23 protein-coding genes are annotated in these 22,316 nt (G+C 42.9%); 11 read left to right on the top strand and 12 right to left on the bottom strand.

Translation table 11 applies throughout. The features are described from left to right. Positions 1-2 precede the first annotated feature (2 nt). Positions 3-1,250 carry a peroxiredoxin family protein gene (locus ACOFKR_RS02135; protein ID WP_419802387.1) on the bottom strand — a complete coding sequence of 416 codons (1,248 nt, stop codon included), beginning with the start codon at positions 1,248-1,250 and terminating at the stop codon, positions 3-5. 336 nt (positions 1,251-1,586) lie between these two features. On the opposite strand from ACOFKR_RS02135, the gene ACOFKR_RS02130 reads away from it, so the two are divergent. Further along, positions 1,587-2,612 (top strand): LLM class flavin-dependent oxidoreductase, encoded by a 1,026-nt coding sequence (locus ACOFKR_RS02130; protein WP_419802386.1) that lies wholly within the window; start codon positions 1,587-1,589, stop codon positions 2,610-2,612. A gap of 243 nt (positions 2,613-2,855) precedes the next feature. Here the strand turns inward: ACOFKR_RS02130 and rfaE2 are convergent, their stop codons facing one another. The 3 genes from rfaE2 to panC are packed head-to-tail and all read right to left on the bottom strand — an operon-like array spanning position 2,856 to position 4,576. After that, complete coding sequence (gene rfaE2 / locus ACOFKR_RS02125) at positions 2,856-3,350, bottom strand: D-glycero-beta-D-manno-heptose 1-phosphate adenylyltransferase (protein ID WP_419802385.1); 495 nt, start codon at positions 3,348-3,350, stop codon at positions 2,856-2,858. Further along, a complete protein-coding gene (gene panD, locus ACOFKR_RS02120) occupies positions 3,350-3,700 on the bottom strand; it encodes an aspartate 1-decarboxylase (RefSeq protein WP_419802384.1) in 351 nt (116 codons plus the stop codon). The genes rfaE2 and panD overlap by 1 nt, the downstream gene beginning before the upstream one ends. A 45-nt stretch (positions 3,701-3,745) precedes the next feature. Continuing rightward, complete coding sequence (gene panC, locus ACOFKR_RS02115) at positions 3,746-4,576, bottom strand: pantoate--beta-alanine ligase (RefSeq protein ID WP_419802383.1); 831 nt, start codon at positions 4,574-4,576, stop codon at positions 3,746-3,748. A 147-nt stretch (positions 4,577-4,723) separates the two neighbouring features. Here panC and ACOFKR_RS02110 point away from each other — a divergent pair, with 147 nt between their 5' ends. Next, positions 4,724-5,548 (top strand): glycogen/starch synthase, encoded by an 825-nt coding sequence (locus ACOFKR_RS02110; protein WP_419802382.1) that lies wholly within the window; start codon positions 4,724-4,726, stop codon positions 5,546-5,548. A gap of 13 nt (positions 5,549-5,561) precedes the next feature. Further along, entirely contained in the window at positions 5,562-6,998 is a 1,437-nt protein-coding gene (locus tag ACOFKR_RS02105; protein WP_419802381.1) for a DUF4270 domain-containing protein, read from the top strand. A gap of 246 nt (positions 6,999-7,244) precedes the next feature. Here the strand turns inward: ACOFKR_RS02105 and ACOFKR_RS02100 are convergent, their stop codons facing one another. Continuing rightward, positions 7,245-7,913 carry a GDSL-type esterase/lipase family protein gene (locus ACOFKR_RS02100; RefSeq protein ID WP_419802380.1) on the bottom strand — a complete coding sequence of 223 codons (669 nt, stop codon included), beginning with the start codon at positions 7,911-7,913 and terminating at the stop codon, positions 7,245-7,247. Positions 7,914-8,002: 89 nt separating this feature from the next. Here ACOFKR_RS02100 and ACOFKR_RS02095 point away from each other — a divergent pair, with 89 nt between their 5' ends. The 4 genes from ACOFKR_RS02095 to ACOFKR_RS02080 are packed head-to-tail and all read left to right on the top strand — an operon-like array spanning position 8,003 to position 12,370. Then, a complete protein-coding gene (locus ACOFKR_RS02095; RefSeq protein ID WP_419802379.1) occupies positions 8,003-8,419 on the top strand; it encodes an alpha-galactosidase in 417 nt (138 codons plus the stop codon). A 13-nt stretch (positions 8,420-8,432) separates the two neighbouring features. Beyond that, positions 8,433-8,681 (top strand): GH36 C-terminal domain-containing protein, encoded by a 249-nt coding sequence (locus ACOFKR_RS02090; RefSeq protein ID WP_419802378.1) that lies wholly within the window; start codon positions 8,433-8,435, stop codon positions 8,679-8,681. A gap of 19 nt (positions 8,682-8,700) precedes the next feature. After that, on the top strand, positions 8,701-9,765 hold the full coding sequence (locus ACOFKR_RS02085; protein WP_419802377.1) for a hypothetical protein: 1,065 nt from the start codon (positions 8,701-8,703) through the stop codon (positions 9,763-9,765). Then, complete coding sequence (locus ACOFKR_RS02080; protein WP_419802376.1) at positions 9,728-12,370, top strand: hypothetical protein; 2,643 nt, start codon at positions 9,728-9,730, stop codon at positions 12,368-12,370. The genes ACOFKR_RS02085 and ACOFKR_RS02080 overlap by 38 nt, the downstream gene beginning before the upstream one ends. A 247-nt stretch (positions 12,371-12,617) precedes the next feature. Here ACOFKR_RS02080 and ACOFKR_RS02075 read toward each other — a convergent pair whose 3' ends face one another. Next, positions 12,618-13,133 (bottom strand): DUF4142 domain-containing protein, encoded by a 516-nt coding sequence (locus tag ACOFKR_RS02075; RefSeq protein WP_419802375.1) that lies wholly within the window; start codon positions 13,131-13,133, stop codon positions 12,618-12,620. A gap of 261 nt (positions 13,134-13,394) precedes the next feature. Here ACOFKR_RS02075 and ACOFKR_RS02070 point away from each other — a divergent pair, with 261 nt between their 5' ends. Then, positions 13,395-14,330, top strand: a complete 936-nt coding sequence (locus tag ACOFKR_RS02070; protein WP_419802374.1) for a hydrogen peroxide-inducible genes activator — start codon at positions 13,395-13,397, stop codon at positions 14,328-14,330. Positions 14,331-14,393: 63 nt separating this feature from the next. Here ACOFKR_RS02070 and ACOFKR_RS02065 read toward each other — a convergent pair whose 3' ends face one another. The 4 genes from ACOFKR_RS02065 to ACOFKR_RS02050 form a co-directional block, all read right to left on the bottom strand. Then, a complete protein-coding gene (locus ACOFKR_RS02065) occupies positions 14,394-15,389 on the bottom strand; it encodes a quinone oxidoreductase family protein (protein WP_419802373.1) in 996 nt (331 codons plus the stop codon). A gap of 75 nt (positions 15,390-15,464) precedes the next feature. Beyond that, complete coding sequence (locus ACOFKR_RS02060; RefSeq protein WP_419802372.1) at positions 15,465-16,076, bottom strand: superoxide dismutase; 612 nt, start codon at positions 16,074-16,076, stop codon at positions 15,465-15,467. 149 nt (positions 16,077-16,225) lie between these two features. Next, positions 16,226-16,702 (bottom strand): nucleoside deaminase, encoded by a 477-nt coding sequence (locus ACOFKR_RS02055; protein WP_419802371.1) that lies wholly within the window; start codon positions 16,700-16,702, stop codon positions 16,226-16,228. Beyond that, the gene (locus tag ACOFKR_RS02050; RefSeq protein WP_419802370.1) at positions 16,689-16,919 is read right to left on the bottom strand and encodes a hypothetical protein; all 231 of its coding nucleotides are present in this window, start codon (positions 16,917-16,919) and stop codon (positions 16,689-16,691) included. Before ACOFKR_RS02050 ends, ACOFKR_RS02055 begins: the two co-directional genes overlap by 14 nt. A gap of 70 nt (positions 16,920-16,989) precedes the next feature. On the opposite strand from ACOFKR_RS02050, the gene ACOFKR_RS02045 reads away from it, so the two are divergent. Both ACOFKR_RS02045 and ACOFKR_RS02040 read left to right on the top strand, forming a co-directional pair. Then, positions 16,990-18,891 carry a DUF1800 domain-containing protein gene (locus ACOFKR_RS02045; RefSeq protein WP_419802369.1) on the top strand — a complete coding sequence of 634 codons (1,902 nt, stop codon included), beginning with the start codon at positions 16,990-16,992 and terminating at the stop codon, positions 18,889-18,891. A 44-nt stretch (positions 18,892-18,935) separates the two neighbouring features. After that, complete coding sequence (locus ACOFKR_RS02040) at positions 18,936-20,207, top strand: DUF1501 domain-containing protein (protein ID WP_419802368.1); 1,272 nt, start codon at positions 18,936-18,938, stop codon at positions 20,205-20,207. 56 nt (positions 20,208-20,263) lie between these two features. Here the strand turns inward: ACOFKR_RS02040 and ACOFKR_RS02035 are convergent, their stop codons facing one another. Continuing rightward, a complete protein-coding gene (locus tag ACOFKR_RS02035; RefSeq protein WP_419802367.1) occupies positions 20,264-20,677 on the bottom strand; it encodes a type II toxin-antitoxin system VapC family toxin in 414 nt (137 codons plus the stop codon). Positions 20,678-20,683: 6 nt separating this feature from the next. Then, the gene (locus tag ACOFKR_RS02030) at positions 20,684-20,929 is read right to left on the bottom strand and encodes a DUF6364 family protein (protein ID WP_419802366.1); all 246 of its coding nucleotides are present in this window, start codon (positions 20,927-20,929) and stop codon (positions 20,684-20,686) included. 159 nt (positions 20,930-21,088) lie between these two features. Here ACOFKR_RS02030 and ACOFKR_RS02025 point away from each other — a divergent pair, with 159 nt between their 5' ends. Continuing rightward, positions 21,089-22,273 (top strand): class I SAM-dependent rRNA methyltransferase, encoded by a 1,185-nt coding sequence (locus ACOFKR_RS02025; RefSeq protein WP_419802365.1) that lies wholly within the window; start codon positions 21,089-21,091, stop codon positions 22,271-22,273. The last annotated feature ends 43 nt before the right edge of the window (positions 22,274-22,316 follow it).

Below are 22,316 nucleotides of genomic sequence, written 5' to 3'. Positions count from 1 at the left end.
ACCTACTTTTCTGCCAGTAACTGATCGATCAGGGTTTCAAATTCGTGTGTAAACTCGGTGTAATGATCTCCGGTTCCGGGGCCGCTGAAACCTGTATGGATTTTGCGCACATCGCCTTTTTTGTCAATAATAATTGTGGTTGGGAAACCTACAATCCCGGATAGTGCGGGCAAACTTTTGGCCGCCTCGGCTCTGTTGCTGGTATAACCGGTCACCAAAATATCGTAAGGAATATTAAAACGCGTTTTCAATTGATCCAGGTTTTTTTTAGAAGCCGCAAAATCCGTTGTCCGCTCGTAAGCTAAGCCCAAAACAGCTACTCCTTTTGCATGGTATTTTTTGTAAAAATCGTTGCTTAAATACGCGGTTTCGTCCATGCAATTCGGGCACCACGAACCCAAAATCTGCAAAATAACCACTTTGTTTTTAAACTGAGGGTCGGCCAGCGAAACCTGTTTTTTATCCAAATCCGGAAACGAAAAATCGATTTTTTTATAACCCGGTTTTAAAACAGTCAGCGAGTAAGCATCCGGCAGTTTGGCGTTTTCATCTTTCGTGGCCGACCATAAACTTACCGATGAAGCACCGGCATAAAACTTTCCGTTCACAATGGTTTTCTCATTGCTGATTTTCCCCGTAAACAAAAAAGCGTGCGAACCATCAAAACACGATAAATACAATTCATCACCAGAAACCGTGCCTTGTAAAAAGCGGTAATCGCCCGTTGTGGTCAAAAAAGTTCCGGTTACATCGGTGCCGTTTTGTTTAAACTCGCCAACGGTAACATCTTTGTTTTGCCCGTCCTGATCGGTAAAAGGCGCAGACCATCGGCCGGAAATATTAAATTTTGCTTGCTGCGGAAAAGAAAAAAACCGGTAAGAAACATCCGCTTGTGCCGAAAAAGGGACCAAAACATTTTTGGTGCCTAAATGCCGCACCCAGTTTCCTTCCAGCGTATTCCCTTTTAATTGCGCACGGATTTCACTGTCAAACAAAGGCATTTTGATCAATACAGAATCGCCCACAACCCTGACATCGTTTACTTTGAACCTTTCCTTTCCGTTGATAATGTTGATGGATTTTTTGCCTGCACTGTCTTTCAGCTCAAAATTAAAAGGGATCACCGTGCCCGAAGTGGTTTTAAGTTTGGCCAGCCAGATGCCGCTTTTAAACACAGAAATATGATTAAACGAACTAAACACAAAAGCTAAAACCGCAATTGTAAAAAAATATCCTGATTTGATTTTCATTTAGATTTTAAAAAATACTTGTTAAATTAATTTTAGGATAACCGTGCTTCTTTTACCGGCAAAATTTTTGTTTTTATTAATTAGGCAAAACCAAAGCATGGGCAATTATTGTTTTTATGGCGATAAACGAAGCATGAAGGAGAACCGGAAATAATGATAAAGAGCCTTGTTTTTGCCTGTAAACAAATATAACAACTTCAAAATTGAAAGTGCTTTTAAGGCCCGGGATACACGTTTTATTTTATTTAAAAAGGAAGGAACAGGCAGAAATTTACATTCGTGTAGCTAAACTGTATGCGCTTATGTTGAAAATTGCCATTGGTTATTCAAAAAGCAATGGAAATAGGTATCGATAGTTTTGCTTCGGCGATGTATGGTTCCGGCACGCTGACGGGCGTTATGGCAATGGAGCAATTACTGGAGCGTATTAAATTGGCAGATCAGGTTGGGTTAGATGTTTTTGGTATCGGGGAACATCATAAAAAAGAATTTCTGGATTCTGCGACAGCCGTGATCCTGGCGGCGGCGGCGGCACAAACCGGCCGTATCCGTTTAACCAGTGCGGTTACGGTTTTGAGCGCCGCTGATCCGGTGAGGGTTTTTCAAAGTTTTGCAACGCTTGATCTTATTTCTAAAGGAAGGGCCGAACTGGTGGTTGGCCGCGGGTCATCCGTTGAAGCTTACCCTTTGTTTGGCTTCAACCTGGATGATTATGACGCACTTTTTCGGGAAAAACTCGATTTGTTGTTAAAAATCCGCGATCAGGAATTTATAACCTGGTCCGGGCGGTTTCGTCCGGCATTGCAAAACCAGGCCGTATATCCGCGGCCATTACAGCAAAAAATACCCATCTGGCTTGGCGTTGGCGGCACACCCGCATCTTTTGCCCGCGCAGGCACACTTGGTTTGCCGCTGATGGTGGCCATTATCGGTGGCAGCACACACCGGTTTCGCCCGCTAATTGATCTTTATCGGGAAGCCGGAGCACGTGCAGGGTTTAAACCCGAACAGTTAAAAGTAGGGCTGCATTCGCCCGGCTACGTGGCCGGTAATAATGAAAAAGCCGTGGCAGAATATTATCCCGGCTATGCCGAACTTTGGACAAAGCTTGGGCGTGAACGCGGATGGCCGCCTGTAACAAAGCCGCAGTTTGACCAACTGATCGGCCCGCAAGGCGTGTTGCTGGTAGGCGGCCCTGAAAAAGCAGCTGAAAAACTACTGGCGCACAGCGAGTCGCTTGGCGGTATTTCCAGGTTTACCTTTCAAATGGATAATGCAGGGCTTACACATCAACAGTTAATGAAATCGATAGAACTTATCGGCACAAAAATGATCCCGCTGGTGAGAGCTGCAGGCGGATAAATATTTGCCGAAATCAGAAAACCATGCTTCTTTTATGCAGGTAAATTTTGCTTTTGCTGATGAGGAAATCATCAAAAACCACCAGATTTTAGGTGATAAAAGAAGCATGTAAAAATCCTTTGATAAATTTAAACCCGCTTTCTGTAATTTTTAATGCTGAAGTGCTTTGCCTGCTTTATAACACCTGCAAGACGCCTGTTCATTAGCAAAGGTTTGGCCTATGCTTCTTTTACCAGCTAAATTTTATAAACCTTTTTTAATTTTGTTGATGATGCCAGTGCTTGAAGTATTGTCGAGATAACGAATCAGTTCTACTTTTCCGCCCTGGTCCAGCACCCATTGTGCACCGGCAATGTCTTCAATTTTGTAATCCCCACCTTTTACCATCACGTCCGGGTTAACCAGATGGATAAGGTTTTCGGGCGTATCTTCTTCAAAAACCACCACCAAATCCACAAAGTGCAAAGCTGCAAGGATCAATGCCCGCGCATCCTGGTTTTGAATGGGCCGGTTTTCAGCTTTCAGCCTTTTAACCGATGCGTCCGAATTTAAGCCCACAATCAAACGGTTGCCAAACGATGCCGCCCCGGCCAGGCTTTGCACATGGCCGGCGTGCAAAATATCAAAACAACCGTTGGTAAAAACGATTTTCTGATCACTGAGCCGCCAAACAGCCAGTTCGCGCTGTAGCTGTTTTTCGCCGGCTATCTTATTTTTTATAACTGCTAATTTATCCATCAGATCAGCAGATTATTGTTGTTGTCCGGGAAAACCAAAACCGGTTCATAAGTTTTTGCTTCGTCCATCGGCAGAAAACCGTATGACATAATAATCACAATATCACCAACTTGCGCCAATCTTGCAGTGGCACCGTTTAAACAAACCGTGCCTGATCCGCGTGCCCCTTTTATGGCATATGTTTCAAAACGGGCACCGTTGTTATTGTTTACCACCTGCACGCGCTCATTGGCAATGATGTTGGCGGCATCCATCAAATCTTCATCAATGGTAATGCTGCCCACATAATTAAGTTCGGCCTGCGTTATTTTTACCCGATGGATTTTGGATTTTAAAATCTGAATAACCATATCACAAAGTTAATATTGATTTATGATTATCGTAAGCGTAAAATTTCAAGCCAAAATCACATTGTCGATCAGGCGCGTTTGGCCAACTTTGGCGGCAACAAGGGCAATAATCCCTATTTGTGGGTTGCTGATATCGGTGTCCAAATCTGCAGCGTTTACAATTTCTAAGTATTCCAGCTGTACATTTGGTTCAGCATTAATCAGTTCAATAGCTTCTTTCCGCAGTTCTTCGGATGCTTCTTTTACATAACTTTTTTTAAGCTGATGCAAAGCCCACGATAAAATGAGCGCATGTTTTCTTTCCTCCGGGGATAAATGAACGTTGCGCGAACTCATGGCCAAACCATCAGCATCGCGGACAATCGGGCACATTACTGTTTTTACCGGCAGATTTTTCAATTTTACCATTTGCTCAATTACTTTTACCTGCTGGAAATCTTTTTGCCCGAAGTAAGCAAAATCAGGTTTTACGGCCATAAAAAGTTTGTACACCACCTGCATCACGCCCTGATAATGGCCCGGCCGGAACTTGCCTTCCAGCCGGTGTTCTATTTCGCCAATGTCCAAATGCCAATGCTCTTTTTGCGGGTAAATTTCGGGCACATCCGGCATAAACAAAACCGCACAACCGGCTTGTGCCAACTTTTCAATATCGGCCTCAACCGGCCGCGGATATTTTTCCAGGTCGCTGGCATCTGTAAACTGCGTTGGGTTTACAAAAATGCTGCAAACCACCAAGCCGGTTTGTGCCAATGCTGTTTTTATCAGCGATAAATGCCCATTGTGCAGCGCGCCCATGGTAGGCACCAGGCCAATGGTTTCAGGCTGATTTTGCAGCCGGTTTTGCAGGGCAGCGATGGTTTTGATAATTTCCAAGTGAAAAAATTTTTGCGTTCAAAAATGCGCATATATACAAAATATCAGGCCATGTGCTTGCCTAATTGATTGATTAATCTTAAGATAATGTTTATCTTTGTGCCCTTAATTGTAAATTCCTTTACATATAATTAACAATAATAGAAGATGAGTAAACCTAAGCTTTTGTTTATTACCCAAGAAATGTCGCCTTTTCTTGAACTCTCTAAAATTTCCGAAATCACCCGTCAGCTTCCGCAGGCCATGCAGGAGAAAGGATTTGAAATCAGGATTCTGATGCCACGGTTCGGTAACATTAATGAACGAAGGAACCGTTTACACGAAGTGATCCGATTGTCCGGCATGAACATCATTATTGATGATAATGATAACCCGCTGATTATCAAGGTTGCTTCTATCCCTTCTGCCCGGATGCAGGTTTACTTTCTGGACAATGAAGAATATTTTCAACGCAAATACGTTTTCCGCGATAAAGAAGAAAAATTTTACGCCGATAACGATGAACGAATGATTTTTTTCTGCAAAGGCGCGCTGGAAACTGTTAAAAAATTAGGCTGGGCACCGGATCTGATCCATTGCCACGGCTGGATGACTTCTTTGATACCGGCCTATGTAAAAACCAGCTATAAAGATGACCCGACTTTTAAAAACTCCAAAGTAATTTATTCTTTGTATGAAAACGGATTTACCGAAACCTTGAGCCCGTCATTCATACAAAAAAGTGTGATGAACGGCATGACTGAAAAACAGGTTGAAACCTATGCAACAGGCACAAGTTCAGCTTTGGAAACCGGTGCTTTGGAGTATTCTGACGCGGTTGTTATCGGTAGCCAGGAAGTGAACCCTGAACTGTTAAATAATGTTAAAAAGGCAGGCAAACCGGTTTTGGAGTATAATTTAACCTCGGATTCAGAAAATTTTTACAACTTTTACGAAGAAATCACCAATGAAGAATTGGTACATGTTGCATAAGATTTGATTTTATATGAAATTTGTTAAAACAGACTTATTGACTTTGTTGATAAGTCTTTTTATTTTAAGCAGTTGCAAAAAGCCGGATGCAGTTAGTTTGGCAATTGACCCGACGCAGGTTATCAATGGCACGCTGCTGGATACTGTTTCTATCGTTACAAATACGTTGCGCGATGACAGTGTGGCAACAACTAATTTGGCCAACAGTGCTGGTGTTTATATTGCACCGCTTGCTTACTATAAAGATCCGGTTTTAGGTATTACCGAAGCAAATGTGGCTATGTCTATCGGTACGCCAAATTCTTCTGCTTTTACAAAACCAACCGGTACAGTTACGGTTGATTCTGCCGTTTTGGTTTTGCGTTACACACCACATGGGTTTTATGGTGATACCACTTCTACCAAATACAAGCTTAATGTTTATCAGTTGGCCGAGCAGCCGTTAAATCAAACTTATTATAACACCAAAGTTTGGGCTTACAATCCAACCATCATCGGAACGGGAAGTTTTAACGCCCGCCCAAGTGATATGGTTAAAGTTTTACAAATTGTGACCGGTGCAAAAGACACGATCAAGAAGCTGCCGCCACAGATTAGGATTCCTGTTAATACCTCTTTTGTAAAAAGTAATATTTTATTGACAGATTCTTTAAAATTGATTGGTACAGAAGCTTTTAAAAGATATTTTAAAGGTTTGTACCTAACGTTTGACAAAGCACAAACTACTGGCGGCACAGGCGGTAATTTTTATCTGCAAACAGATTCATGCCAGTTAAATATCTACTATAAAAAAACCAGCAGTACCGGTGTAATTGATACGGTGGTGGCTTCCTTCCCGGCTTCGGGCACTTTTGCTTCACAAATCAAGCATGATTATACGGGCACCGTTGTTCCGGCGGCGTTAAGCAACACCAAATCTGCCGGCACAATTTATTTGCAGGGTTTGGCCGGTTTGCGTGCTAAAATTGCTTTTCCTTCTTTGGCAACCAGCGTACATCAAATATTGGGGAATGCTACTTTAAACCGTGCAGAACTGATTGTTACGCCAGTTGCAGGCACACAATTGTACCCGTTTTTACCGGCACCGCGATTAACCATGTATCGTTACAATGTTGCCAAACAACGCATAGAATTGCCAGATGCAACAACAAACGATAAAAGAACTTATACTTTATCCTTAAGCAGTAACTATCTTGCTGTATTTGGAGGTATCTATAATTCATCCAAAAATGAATACCACTTCGTTATCACCAGTTATATCAGCGATTTAATTTCAGGAAAAACAATAGATTATGGTACGTTTTTAGCACCGGCAGATTACTATAACCTAACTGCTGTTGAGTACAATACCGGTTCTGTACAAAGTGCGGCAAGATTGATTGCCGGTGGCGATAAAACCTCAGCCTACAAAATGAAGCTGAACATTATTTATACCCCGGCCATTAAATGATAAAATTATATCCGCACATATCCCTGATTTTATACCGATAAAAACAGCATGTGCGGAATAGCTGGTCAGTTTGTATATAGCTTAAATTTCTCCGGTTTGATTTTCAGAACGATGCTTCTTTTAGCATGATTTTTTTGGGTGGCTACAGGTTAGGAAAAGCTGAGTCCGCAATAAAAAACTGTTGCCGATACTGTTTTTACCGGTGTTTTTTCGGCTAAAATTTAAGGAAAACAAACTGTTGACAATTTATTTAATAAGATGCGGCCGGATGGCATCAGTCCAGATTTGGTAGCCCATTGCGTTCATGTGCAGCATGTCTGGCCCAAACAATTCCGGCCGCATTTGGCCTTGCTCGTCCAGCATTTTTTTGTAAACATCAATAAAAACCGTTTTGCGTTCCTTCTGCAGGAAGTTTTTTATAAGTTGATTGGCTTCGATCATAATCGGTTGAAACTGGGCACGACTTGGGCTTGGTTTGATCGAAATGAAAGCAACCGGCAGCAGCGGCTGTTTATCTCGGATCAGCCTGAACAATGTTTTAAACCGGTTTAAAACCATTTGTGCCGTTACGTTTCCGTAAGCAATGTCATTTTCGCCACTGTAGATCACAACCTGTTTGGGCTGATACGGATCTACCAGATCATGCTCGTAATAAATCGCATCTGTTAAAGTTGATCCGCCAAAACCGCGGTTAATGGCGTGATAATCGGCAAAAGTTTTTTCCAGGTCCGTCCATTTCCGCAGGGAAGAACTGCCGATAAAAACAATACCGTTTTTAGGCGGCGGTTTTAAACTGTCCTGCTTTTTAAAAGCCTGTATTTCATCATGATACGGTTCTTGTTGTTGCGCAAAAACACTTTGGCACCAAAAAATACCCGATAAAAACAACATGGTAAGCAGGAAATTTTTTTTCATTTTTCAGTTTTGTTGAAAGCCGTAAATCTACCCTAAAACTATTAATAAGAAACGTGGCACAAAAAATTATACTGTAAACAGCGTTTTAAGTGGTATCCGAGCCTAAATACCTAAAAGTATCGATGATGTTGTGCAGTGGCGGCCGGATAGATTATGGCAGCCTGCAATATTTTACCAAATATTGGCCGAGCGACAACACCAACCCGCTGGAGCGCATTTATATCCAGTGGGAATACTCTTATTTTTATCCGGTAATTGCCAGTTGCAACCATATTACAGACTGGAGTTCAGTTTCCTTGAAATTTCGGACGGACGTGGCCATGATGGGCAAAATGGGCTATGCTATTGTAGTGAACAAATTATCCGAAAAGGATTTAAAGTTTTCGCAAAATGCAGTTGCTACGTATAAATCCTTAAAAAACCTGATTTTTGAAGGTGATATGTACCGCTTGGTCAATCCGCACGAAAACCCGATGGCTTCACTGGAGTTTTCATCCCCCCGATAAAAAGAAAGCCTTGGTGTTCAGTTATTTAACCGGCGACAGGTTTTTGCTTACCGCAAGCCAGCGGCCGGTAAGGTTAAAAGGCTTAAACCCAACTTCAATGTATCAGGTTCAGGAAATTAACTTATATCCGGGCAGCACTTCAACCATCAACACCAAACAATTATACACCGGTGATTTTTTAATGACCGTTGGCATCAACCCTGACCTAACTTTAACCAGAACAAGCGTAGTATTGGCCGTAACGGAAACCAGCACAAAATAACGCTGCCTGTTAACTACAAATGCTGTTTTTACAGGGTAAAAAACAATTGTTTAATTTGGCAGCGATGCACCGCCGCCTACTGTTTTTTTTGTTTTTGCTGATGGGCTGCCAACGGGCACCGAGACAGGTCAACACCAGTTTTTACTTTTGGAAAACCGGTTTTAAGTTGAACCCTGCCGAACAAAAACTGCTCAATCAATTACAACCGCACAAATTATACGTCCGCATTATGGATGTGGATTTGGATGAAAACACCCGTTTGCCGGTTCCGGTTTCGCCGGTTGTTTTCAGGGAAAAACTACCGGACAGTTTGGCCATTGTGCCGGTTGTTTTTGTAGTGAACGATGCGCTCAGAAATCTAAACAAAGCACAATTAGAAAAGCTTTCGCACCAGATCATTTATTTTGTGAACGGGAAAGTAAAACAGGCTGGTAAAAACAGCTTTGAAGAATTGCAGCTGGATTGCGATTGGACGGCCACCACGCGCAACAACTATTTTTATCTGCTTAAAAATATTAAAAAGCAGTTGAAAACCGACCAGGTTTTATCGGTTACGCTGCGTTTGCATCAGCTCAAAAACCAGTTATCGGCTGGCATTCCGCCCGCAAACCGCGTAATGCTGATGTGCTACAACATGGGCAACCTGCGTAAGTACGGTCGGCAAAACTCTATTTTAGAGGTTACCGAACTGAAAAAATATGCAGGTGATAATTTAACCGCCTATCCGCTGCCTGCGGATATTGGCCTGCCGCTTTTTAGCTGGGCGGTGGTTTTCCGCAACCAGCAGTATGCCGGGATTTCTAAAAGGCTTAATTATGGTTTACTTCAAAATAAAAGTATCTTTCAGCAAAAAAACACTAATTTTTATGTGCTAAAAACAGCATTGCCAGCTTTGGGTTTGAAGCAGAACGATGAAATCCGCTGGGAAAACGTTACTGCGGATGATTTACGCGCGGCAAGCAATTATTTGTCCCGAAAAATGAAACCCGGACCTTTTAATCTGCTTTTTTTTGATTTAGACGGATCGGTAATAAAAAACTATACTTATGAAGAACTGGAAAATATCAGCCGCATTTTTCGTTAGCTTTTGCTGCGCTTTTTTTGCCAACGTGGCCATTGATCTGGCTTGCGGCGGCGAAATTGATCCGTATGATTATTATATTTCCTTCTTCCACAACAATTTACAGCCAGACCCGGGTTATAAATCGTTTTATTTTACCGAGTACAAATTTTTGTATGATGATGCCGAGCCAGCCAGCGAAGCCAAAATCAATGCAACGGAATGGGCGCAATACCTCGGCAAAAACGTAAAACCTGCTGATGTACAAAAAGCAATGTATGGTTTGGACAGTGCCAGTAATCAGGCAGTTGACCAACAGTTTTTGGTTGATAAAAACAGCTTGCCAGATAGTTTATCGGGCAATACTTTTTTAAAAAATGTGGTTGCCCAGACAGGCGCGCTGCACTATTATCAGTTTGCCAAAGCGGTAGAACCGGCCGCTAATTTTGCTTATCATTTGTGGGAACCCACGCCGGTGGACACCATGACTTTACGCACGGCAGCCACAAAAGCGTTAAATTTTGCGCAGGCAGAAACAGACCCTTTTCTTAAACTTCGGTATTATTATCAGGCGCAGCGGCTGTTTCATTTTGGGTTTGATTACCGGCAGGCCAGCGATGTTTATGATCATTTCATCAGCAAAAACGCATCAAAAAGCCATGTAAAAGGCTGGGCTTTGGCTTTAAAAGCCGGTGAAGAACGCAAATTGGGCGATACGGTAACATCGGCATATCATTTTTCCAGGGTTTTTGCAGATTATCCCGAGCGTCGCAACCAGGCTTACCGCGATTATTTTTACAACCGCGTTTCGGTTGCACAAGTGTTGCCTTTGGCCAAAACCGATGAGGATAAAGCCGTGATTTATGCGATAAACGGTTTTGGCAATCCGGAAATCGGGCTGGAAAACCTGCAAAAAGTTTATCAGTTTCAACCTAAATCGCCGATGGTTGGCGTATTACTTTTGCGGGAAGTGAACAAACTGGAAGCGTATTATCTGAATTTAAGATTGAACAACATTACCGATTCGGCAGCAAAAAATAAACCTGTAAAAAAGGTTTATGCAGATCAGCAAACGGTTCGTAACCCTTATTTCGGCTGGCTTATTTTTGGCGGTTCGGTTTTGTTTTTTGTTGGGTTGCTTGGGTTTATCCTGAAAAAAAAGGCGGTAAAAACAGTATGGCAAATCAGCAGTTCTTTTTTGCTGATTGCCGGTGGCGTATTGGTGGCCTATGCTTTTTTTACCAGGCAAAAAACATCGGCACAAAAAGAAAACACGGAACTGAAACCTGATTTTTTTACGTCTGTTTCTGCAATTGATGAAGCCAAATACAGTAATTATATCCAAAAACTAAGCACTTTTTGTGATCGGCTTTCGGCAGAAAATATTTACCCGGAAGCCGGGATCGGCAATCTCACCAAGGCATATCTGGCCTGGATGCAAAACAAAACTGCCGATGGTTTTAAAGCGATCGCAGCATCTGAAAATGAAAAGCTGAACCTGAAAATGCAGGATCAGCGGCAAATTGTAAGGCTGCTTTTATCGGCACAAAAAATACAGCAATTAGACAGTATCAGTGAGCCGGAATTGCTGCCTTCGCTGAAATGGCTGGACGGCAAATCCAAATCTACTCAAACCGAAACAATTGACAATCAATGGTATGAAGGACGGATTAACCGTTTTACCACAACCGCGCGCAATTTTTACCTGCATATTCTGGCACCGGCTTACCTGCATCAGGGCGACAGTACACGTGCCGCGCTGGCGTTGTTAAAAAGCGGATCTTTTGGGGCAGAGCAGTTTAATTACAGCTATCGCCAAAGTAAAGGTTTGCCCGATTTTTGGTATTACTATTTGCGTTCGGGCCAGTTGAGGCAGTTGGTTAAATGGAAGCAAAATCCGCCTGAAAACCAGTGGCTGCAATTTTTAACCGCTGATTTAAAGGAAGTTAACTTTGATGATTTATATGATTTGTTAGGAACCGCTTTTTTGCGTGAACATAATTATGCCGCTGCAGCAACTGCTTTTGCTAAACAAACAACCGCCGGCAACCGAAGTTTGGAAGAAGAAACCGGCGATCCTTTTCTGGCGCAGCTAAATGATTACCCGAAAACTTTTGCCAATGCCAAACAGGGTTTTACCAAAGCTGATTTTGCAAAAGCGATGGCCGAATTGCAAAATCAGCTTAAAACTGAACCGGAAAACCCACAGCTTTATTACCGCTATGCAACGGGTTTGTACAATACTTCTACCTATGGAAACAGCTGGAACCTGATTTCTTATGATTGGTCGTCAACGGATTTCGCCCGAAAACCTATTTATACTTACGATGCCGATTATGTGCAAACCAGTAACGCCAAGCGTTATTATTTGAAAGCCCGCTCGCTAAGCAACGATGCTGATTTTAAAGCAAAATGTACGTTTATGGCTGCTAAATGCCAGCAAAAACAGCAGCAAATGCCCGATTATCTTTCTGATTATCAGGCGTATGAAGTTGCACAAAAAAATTACAGCAGGCAGATGCGCCAAAATCCTTATTTCAAGGAACTAACCCAATACAAGCAAACCAAATTTTATAAAACCGCTGTGCAGGAATGCAGTTATCTGCGGGATTTTATCACCGCAAAATAAGCGGTTAATCCTGATGTATGTTTTTTTTGATGAAAGACAGTTTTTATCAATGTCCGCAATAACTTAACAGCGCGTTTTGCAGCAGCACAAAAAATACCTTGTAAAAACAGTATCAAATGTATAATTCCGCCTGATTGGGGTTTATTTTTAACGAGGCATAATCAACCCAAAATTTTTTTTGTAAAACTAAAGCCGAGCGGATTTATAAATCTGGTCGGCTTTAAAAAGGTTTAACTTAATCGGCTTTTTATTTAGCAGGATCTTTTATCTGCTCATCAATTGCGGTAATTGTATTAAGGTGGCTTTTGATGACCGGTAAAGTTTGGGCCGCATAATTTTTCACATCCGGGTTTTTTCCGTTTACCGCATACGTTTGATACATCAAAACCGCTTTTCGGTGGCCGGGTGCCATCATGTGTACGTAAAGACGGTCAAAATCTTTTCCGCTTGCTTTAACCAGCATAGGTTCCGGCACAGTAACGGTAGCCGCGGCCGGTAATTGATAACCTTTGGCTTTGGCCAGTTGCATCAGTGCGGTTTGTGCTTTGGTATGATCAGCAACCATGCGTTGCCCAAAGGCTTTTACATCCGGCCGGTTTGCTTTTTGAGCAGCTAAATTGCCCGCACTGATTTCCTGCAGGTTGCCAATACTGGCCTGAATGATAAAATGCAGTGTCGTAGTATCCGGGTCTGGGTTTTGTGCAGCTGCCTTATCAAATGTAAAAAACCCTGTTAAAAACAGTAAAATGATTAATTTTTTCATGCGTGTACAATTGATTTGATTAATGTTTATCAAAGCGTGGCCGGTTTAGTTTATTGCGCGCCACATTCAGGTTTTTTTGATAGATAACCCACTTATCAGGTTATCGGTTTCAAAAAACTGCTTTTAAAAATCCTATCAGTTAAAAAATACCTCCTAAAAGAAGCATTTGAAAATAATTAAAAGGCACTAAAAAGCTATTTCTTCTAAAAAACCAATAGATAAAAACTAAGGGCATTTATATTTGCATAAAATTTATTGATAATGACTTTAGTGCAACTGGAATATATTGTGGCCGTAGATACGCACCGCAGTTTTGTGCTGGCCGCCAGGCAATGTTTTGTTACGCAGCCAACGCTGAGTATGCAGATCCAGAAGTTGGAGGAAATGCTGGACGCGAAACTGTTTGACCGCAGCAGGCAGCCCATCGTGCCAACCGAAATCGGCGAAAAAGTTATTGCCCAGGCGCGTACCGTTCTCACCGAAAACCAGAAAATAAGGGAACTGGTGGTTGATCGTAAAAAAGAGCTTTCCGGCGAATTGAAAATTGGCATCATCCCAACGGTTTCACCTTATTTGCTGCCCAAAATCATCCATGGTTTTGTAGAGAAATACCCGCTGGCAAAATTAGTGGTCTGGGAAAAAACAACGGAAGAAATTATCCGGCAAATCAAATCCGGCCTGCTGGATTGCGGCCTGCTTTCTACGCCTTTGCATGAAAACAACCTGATCGAAATCCCGCTTTTTTATGAAAATTTTGTAGCTTATGTTTCCGAAAACAGTGTTTTGGCCGATAAAAAAAGCATTGTCCCAAAAGATATTGACCTGGATGAAACCTGGATTTTGAACGAAGGCCACTGCATGCGCGATCAGGTTTTGAACATTTGCCAGCGTAAAAACAGCACCAAAAGTTCGCAGCAATTTGAGTACAACACCGGCAGCATAGAAACGCTGAAACGCATGGTTGACCAAAATAACGGTGCCACTATTTTGCCCGAACTGGTTTTGGAAGATCTGACCGCCGAACAATTAAAACGCGTTCGTTACTTTCAATCTCCGGAACCGGCCCGCGAAATTAGTCTGGTTACGCAAAAAAGCTTTTTGAAACGAAAAATGATCGGGGCTTTGCAAAAGGAAATCTTAGCTTTTATCCCTCAAAAAATGCTTGACGAAAAGCAGAAAGAGGTTGTGGAAAAGTAAGGCTTTGTTTCGCCGGGCAAATTCCTGCATAACAAACTCAAATTTACACCGATAAAAACAGCATCAGCTGCGCAGCACAATTTTGCCGAATTGGACGGAATCATCCATTTTGCGGATGGCTTTTTCTGCTTCGGCCAATGGAAAAACCTCATCTACAACCGGCACAATTTTGTGTTCGTTGATCAAATCCAGCATCGCCTCAAAATCTTCTTTAGTGCCCATGGTGGTTCCCAAAATCTGCAGCTGTTTCCAAAATAGTTTGCGTGCATCCAAAGCCGGTAAACCGCCCGCCGTTCCTCCGAAGAAAACAATACGCGCACCGGGATTGCATAAATCCAGTAGTTTGGCAAAACCATCGCCCAAAGCACTATCGATAACCACATCAAAACCCCCGGCCAATTGCTTTAACTGTTCGGCCCAATCCTGCGCTTTGTAGTTTACGCCGGCAGCAGCACCGAGTTCGCGTGCTTTTTCAATTTTTTCACTTGTTCCGGAAGTTACAAATACCTGACAGCCAGCTGCTACCGCAAATTGTAAAGCAAAAGAACCTGTTCCGGCACCTACGCCAACGATCAAAACTTTGTTGCCTTTTTCCAATTTTCCTTTGGTAAACAAAGCACGGTAAGCGGTTAAACCGGCCAGCGGAATGGCCGCAGCCTGCTCAAAAGTTAAATGTGCGGGTTTTGGGTAAAGATATTCGGCACCGATTTTTACAAATTCGGCAAAAGTGCCGTTTTCGGGCAAACCTAAAATCTTGAAATCTTTTTGCTGATAGTCGGGATGATCGCCCCAATTGGTTGAAGGATTGATAATTACCTCTTTTCCAATCCAACTTTGGTTCACATTTGCACTTACTTCGGCTACAATCCCGGCTCCGTCAGAACCTAAAATCGACGGATATTGAATGCCTGCATATTTTCCTTGTGTAATCCACCAGTCGCGCCGGTTTAATGCGGCAGCTTTTACCTCAACCAAAACTTCTCCAAAACCTAAAACCGGTTTTTCAACATCTTTTAACACAAGCGGCTTATCGGCAGCTTCCAAAACGATTGCTTTCATAATTTATAAAATAAAAAACCGGCCTGAATGTTTATCCATGCCGGTTTTACTAATTTTTATGCGATAAAAGAAGTATTAAGCCATTGCTTTTTTATACAATTCGGCAACGTGGTTCCAGTTTACTACGTTCCAGAAAGCGGCTATGTAATCCGGCCTTCTGTTCTGATATTTCAGATAGTAAGCGTGTTCCCAAACATCCATCCCCAGGATCGGCGTGCCTTTCACCTCAGCCAAATCCATCAACGGATTGTCCTGATTTGGTGTAGAGCTAACCTGCAGTTTTTTATCGGCACCAACCGTTAACCAGGCCCAGCCGGAACCAAAACGGGTTGCACCGGCTTCTGCAAATTTGGTTTTAAAATCAGCAAAAGAACCGAAAGACGAGTTGATTGCCGTTGCCAGTTCCCCGGTCGGTTCGCCGCCGCCGTTTGGCGATAAAATCGTCCAAAACATGGTGTGGTTATAGTGGCCGCCGCCATTATTGCGCACAGCAGGCGGAAACTTGGAAATGTTTTTGATGATGTCCTCGATCGGGCTGTTGGCTTCCGGTTTTCCTTCCAGTGCTTTGTTCAGGTTGGTTACGTAAGCCTGATGGTGTTTTCCGTGGTGGATTTCCATCGTCATTTTATCAATATGCGGTTCTAACGCATCGGTGGCGTACGGTAACGCCGGTAATACAAATGCCATAACGTTTAAATTTAAAGGGTGAATAAATAGTGGTTTTCGCAAACGTACAAAAATATCTGCAGTGCTGTTTTTATCGGTCAAAAATTGAATTTGGGTTGATAATCAGCTATGATTAAAAGGCTTGAAACCGGTTTTTGTTCTATCGGACCTCAGTTTTTCAGTCGTTTTCTGCGAAAGAAAGCGCGTACCAGTTCGGCACATTCGTTTTCCATAATGCCGCCGGTTACTAACGTTTTGGGGTGAGTGATGCGCTGGTTGATCCGCCCAAAACCACGTTGCGGATCATGCGCGCCAAACACGATTTTCCCAATCTGAAACCAATAACTTGCTCCGGCGCACATCACGCATGGTTCCATCGTAACGTAAAGCGTGCAGTTTTGCAGGTATTTGCCGCCCATCGCATTAGCCGCCGCTGTCAAAGCCTGCATTTCTGCGTGGGCAGAAACATCGTTCAATCGTTCGGTCAGGTTGTGTCCGCGGCCGATGATTTGTCCGTTGCAAACCACCAGCGCACCAATCGGGATTTCGTCTTCTTTTAAAGCCGCTTTTGCTTCCTCTAAAGCTAGTTTCATAAAAAAATCATCCGGTGAAACCACCGGTTCATCCGTAAAACTATAATATCTCATCTTGATTTTGGGGTGATAAAAACAGTATTGACCGCGAAGCTAAAGGTTTATAAACAGCGCATAAAATAAGCTTTTTTAAAAGATTTTCTTTAATTTTAAAAGATGAACAACCAAACATTGGATCATAACGGCAATGAAATTGAAGCATTTCATTACCCAAAAAAACATTGATAAAAACAGCATTCAACTTCACTGCAAAAATATAAGCTTTTGCCATCTCCTTTAAACTAAACCTTTTAAAAAGCTGACAGTCAGGGTTAACAAAGCATTTAATATTTTAAATTGATATGAAAGCTGCCTCAAAATGGTTTTATGGTTTATTAATTCTTTTTAGCGGAATACTGCTTTTATCCTCTTTTTTTTATCTGCCAAAAACCACTGCTTTCAGCTTTGACCTACCATATAAAAAAGCCGGACTAACAGAACGACAGGCTGCGGCACATTTACTAAGCCGTTTTACATACGGTGCCACGCCCGGCCAGGTGGACGAAGTAGTTAAAATCGGCTTAAAAAAATGGTTTTTGCAACAGTTAAATGGCAAATTGCCTGATGATTCCCTCAATCAATTGCTAAGCAAATACGATGATTTAAACTTAAGTAATGAGGAAGTAACGCAAACATTTCCGAAAAATGGCCAGGTTTTGCGGATGGCCGTGCGGGATGGCGTAGTGAACAAAGATTCTGTAAAAACGGATAAACCGGCTTACAAAGCGATGCTGCAAAACTACATGCAGCAAAAGGGTTTGAAGCCGGAGCAGGAATTGTTCAGGCAGTTTATCAGTCAAAATGTGCTGCGGGCGGCGTATTCCAACAATCAGTTGCAGGAAGTGATGGCGGATTTCTGGTTCAATCATTTCAACGTTTCGATCTCTAAAAATGATTGTGCGCAGTTTATCCCGTCTTATGAGCGCGATGTCATCCGGCCGAACGCACTGGGAAATTTCACGGATTTGCTGCTGGCCACGGCAAAATCCCCGGCAATGTTGTATTATCTGGACAATTTCAGCAGCACAGCCTCCAACGATCAGCCTCAAAAAATGCAGGCACGCCGACTGATGAACAGACTCCAAAACCAGGATACATCGATGCAAGTGATGCGGATCAACAATCCCCCAAAACCAAAAAAAGTACAAGGTTTGAACGAAAATTATGCCCGCGAAGTGATGGAACTGCACACTTTGGGTGTGGATGGCGGCTACACGCAGCAAGACGTGACCAACGCGGCCAAAGTGCTAACCGGCTGGGCAATTTTCCCGATGGGCAATAATTTTCAGGCGATAAAAAAAGCAGATAACAATCAGGAAAAGCCGGGTTTTGTGCACGAAGGCGATTTCCTGTTCAACCCAAACCGGCACGATAAAACAGCGAAAACGGTTTTAGGCCGAAACTTTGGCCCCGATGGCGGATATCAGGAAGGCGTGGATTTGCTGACGATGCTCGCTCAAAAACCAGCTACTGCAAAATTTATTTCACACAAGATTGCGGTCCGCTTTGTAAGTGATAACCCGCCGCAAACTTTGGTAGATAAAATGGCGGCCACTTTTTTAAAGAAAAATGGGGATATAAAAGAAGTATTGCTAACGATGGTTTCTGCACCGGAATTTTGGAACGCGGCCGCCATCCGCCAGAAAACAAAATCGCCTTTTGAACTGACGATCAGTGCCGTACGCAGCTTACAGGCCAGCATCAATCAGCCTTATCAACTGTTTAACTGGATGACTAAAATGGGCGAAAAAAAATATTATTACCTTGCGCCAACCGGTTTTCCGGACAAAGGCCAATATTGGATCAATACCGGCGCGCTGCTCAACAGAATGAATTTCGGACTTGCTTTGGCATCCGGCCGCATCCCAGGCGTTGCGGTAGATTTGATCGCCTTAAACCATCACCACGAACCGGAAAGTGCAGAAAACGCATTGGTTACGTACAGCAAATTGATTTTGCCCGAACGAAACCTCGATCAAACCATCAAACGTTTAACACCAATGCTGAACGACCCGAACTTAGTCAAAAAAGTAGAACTGGCCAGTCAGAAAACCGCTCCTGCCAATGCAGGTGCAACCGATAATCCGCAGCAAATGCAACCCATTATCTCTGCCAACAAAAAAAATCCAACCGGCACAAATTCCACCATGCTGGCACAGGTTGTTGGGGTGATTATCGGTTCGCCGGAATTTCAGCGCAGATAGTTTTTTAAACAAAATATTCATTTCAGCTTAAAATCGATTTAATCATGGTTTCAAGAAGAGGTTTTTTAAAATCAGGCGGCGTGGCCTTGCTTGGCGTGGGTTTAATGGGCGGCATCCCGGCTTTTCTGGCCGAAGCCGTTGCTCAAAACCAATTAATTTCCCCCTATAAAAAACGCAAAGTGCTGGTGTGCATTTTTCAGCGCGGCGCTATGGATGGGCTGATGGCCGTTACGCCTTTTACCGATGAATATCTAAAAGCGGCCCGGCCTAACTTGTTTATTTCTGCCGCTAAAAACAGTACCGGCAAACCGTTGATTGATCTGGACGGCCGCTTCGGTTTGCACCCGGCAATGCAGGGTTTTGAGCAGGTTTTCCGGGATAAACGCCTCGCAATTGTGCAGGGTATCGGCTCGCCAAACAACACGCGTTCACATTTTGATGCCCAGGATTATATGGAATCCGGTACGCCGTTTAGCAAAGGTACGGCCAGCGGCTGGCTCAACCGTGCGGTTGGTTTGCTTGGCCATGATGCGCTTACGCCATTTTCTGCGGTCAGCTTAACTTCTGCCATGCCGCGCTCACTTTACGGCGACAATCCAGCCGTGGCAATAAATAATTTGCAGGATTTTGCCATCCAGATGCGCGGCAACCCTTCCGGCGTAAATATGGCTGCCAAAAGTTTTGAAGATTTATACGATCAAACCTCACCAGGATTATTAAAAGACACCGGCAAAGAAAGCTTTGATGCGATGAAAATGCTGCAAAAAGCCGACATTAAAAACTATAAACCGGCGCAAAACGTGGTTTATCCAAACTCTTCGCTGGGCAATTCTTTGAAACAAATTGCGCAACTGGTTAAAATGGACGTGGGTTTGGAAGTGGCGTTTACAGAATCTAACGGCTGGGACACACATTACAATCAGGGCAATGATACCGGTGTTTTCGCCCGAAACGTGAACGATTTGAGCAGCAGTATCATGGCTTTCTGGAACGATCTGGACGCGTATCAAGACGATGTTACCGTAATGACCATGACCGAATTTGGCCGCACCGTGCATCAAAACGGCACCGGCGGAACCGATCATGGCCGCGCTTCCTGCAATTTTATTTTGGGTAACGAAGTGAATGGTGGTTTAGTGCATGGCAATCTGCAGCCTTTATCCGTAGAAAACCTGGAAGACGGCCGTGATTTGCCTGTAACTACCGATTTCCGCAGCGTTTTCAGCGAAGTGGCCGATAAACATCTCCAGGTAAACAACGACCGCATCTTGTTCCCGGATTGGAAAGGCAGCCGCATTGGGGTGATGAAAGGCTGATGCTTCTTTTATCGGCATAAAATCCATTGCATTTCTGCCATTTGCCTGCTGGTTTGTTATATATTTTTTGCCAGATAACTTTCGGCAGTAATCACTTTAATCTGAGCCGTTTTATAATCTTTAATATTTCGGGTAATTAAAACAGTAATTTCATTTTCAATTGCAGTATTATATTGAATAGCATCTTCAAAATTATTAAAATCAGAAGCAATTGCCAGATCAATCGTTTTGCTTTCTACCGGCAATGTGGTGACTAAAGTTTTAAACTTAGCAATCAATTGCCGTGGATTTTTTACAGCATAATGAGCATGTAAAATATAATCAATTGTAGAAAAAGACAGCGCAGATACACATATTTCAATTTCTCTTTTATCGCTCAAAGAAAATAATTGCTCAGCAAAACTGTTGAATGGTTTTCTGCCGGAAAGCAAATCCAGGCAAATATCAGTATCCACAAAAATCCTTTCCATTAAATTTTACTTCAGGTATTTTTTAGAAAGATGATCTTTGTAACTTTCCTTATGATTAAAATCCGAAGGTAGCGTTATCGTTCCTGAAAGGCTTTTAACAAAAGGTGTAACTGCAATTTTTTCTTTACTATCTGTTAAAAAATCTAAATGGTTTTCAATCAATTTGGACAGGCTAATATTTTTTGTTTTGGCATAAGATTTAGCTTTTTCGATAACATTTTGATCGAGCTTTAAAGTGAGTTTTGCATCCATAAAAACAGCATGTACGTACAAATATGAACAATTTTACGTACAACATAAATATTTTTTAGTATAACTGTCTTAACCTTCCCGTAAAGTCAGATTTATAAAAAAACTTCCTCCACTTTCATCCTTCCCCGTTCCGCCCCAAACCCTACCTTTGCTTCACAAATGAACGAGGTAATTCTAAAAAAAGGCAAAGAAAAAGCCGTGTTGCAACGCCATCCCTGGGTGTTTTCCGGGGCGATCGAAACGGTAAAAGGCAAACCGGAAAATGGCGAAATCGTGCGCACAATTGACAGCAAGGGCAACTTTCTGGCTTATGGTTTTTACAACAACCAGTCGCGCGTGGCGGTGCGCTTGCTGGAGTGGGACGATGCTGTTTTTATCGATGAATTTTGGTGGCGCACCCGGATTGCCACGGCTGTAAACAACCGCAAATCAGTTTTGAACGATCAAACCAATGCCTGCCGTTTGATTTTTAGTGAAGCCGATTTTCTGCCAGGATTAATTGTAGATAAATACGCGGATCATCTTTCGGTACAAATCCTAACTTCAGGCATGGAAAAAGTGAAGGAAATCTGGATTGACGAACTGCGAAATCTGCTTCAGCCCAAAAGTATTTTTGACAGAAGCGATGCAACTTCCCGTTCGCACGAAGGTTTGGAAGCTTCGTTTGGGTTGCTTTATGGCAATAATCCGCCGGAATTTGTAGAAGTGACCGAAAATGGGATCAAATATGAAGTGAGCATTGCCGAAGGCCAAAAATCAGGCTTTTATTGTGATCAGCGCGAAAACCGAAAACTGGTTGCCGCCCATGCTTCGGGCAAAAAAGTGCTGGATTGCTTTAGTTACAGCGGCGGTTTTAGTTTGAATTGCCTGCAAAATAATGCCGGGTCCGTTACCAGCGTGGATAGTTCTGCCCTGGCGATAGAAACATTGCAAAAAAATATCCGCCTCAATAATTTTAGTGCTAAAAACAGCATCGCCATCCAATCCGATGTGAACAAACAGTTGCGGAAGTTTCGGGAAGAACAAGAAAAGTTTGATTTGATTATCCTTGATCCGCCTAAATATGCGCCCTCACGTTCGGCTTTAAACCGTGCTTCTCGTGCTTATAAAGATCTGAACCGGCTGGCCATGCTGCTGCTGAACAAAGGCGGTTTACTGGCCACTTTTTCATGTTCCGGGGCGATGGATATGCCAACTTTTAAACAGGTTTTGGCCTGGGCCGCGCTGGATGCAGGCAAAGAAGTGCAATTTATCAGCCAGCTGGGCCAGCCGGAAGACCATCCGATCCGTTCTTCTTTTCCCGAAGGAGAATATTTGAAAGGATTGATTTGCCGGGTAGATTAAGTGTTGATTTTTGTCATTCTGAGTTTGTTTCGGCACTTTACAA

The organism is Mucilaginibacter sp. (assembly GCF_965201005.1).
In the GTDB taxonomy this organism is placed as follows: Bacteria; Bacteroidota; Bacteroidia; order Sphingobacteriales; family Sphingobacteriaceae; genus Mucilaginibacter_A.
Note: the sequence above shows the minus strand (reverse complement) of the source record. Positions and strands in the feature narration are given on the sequence as shown.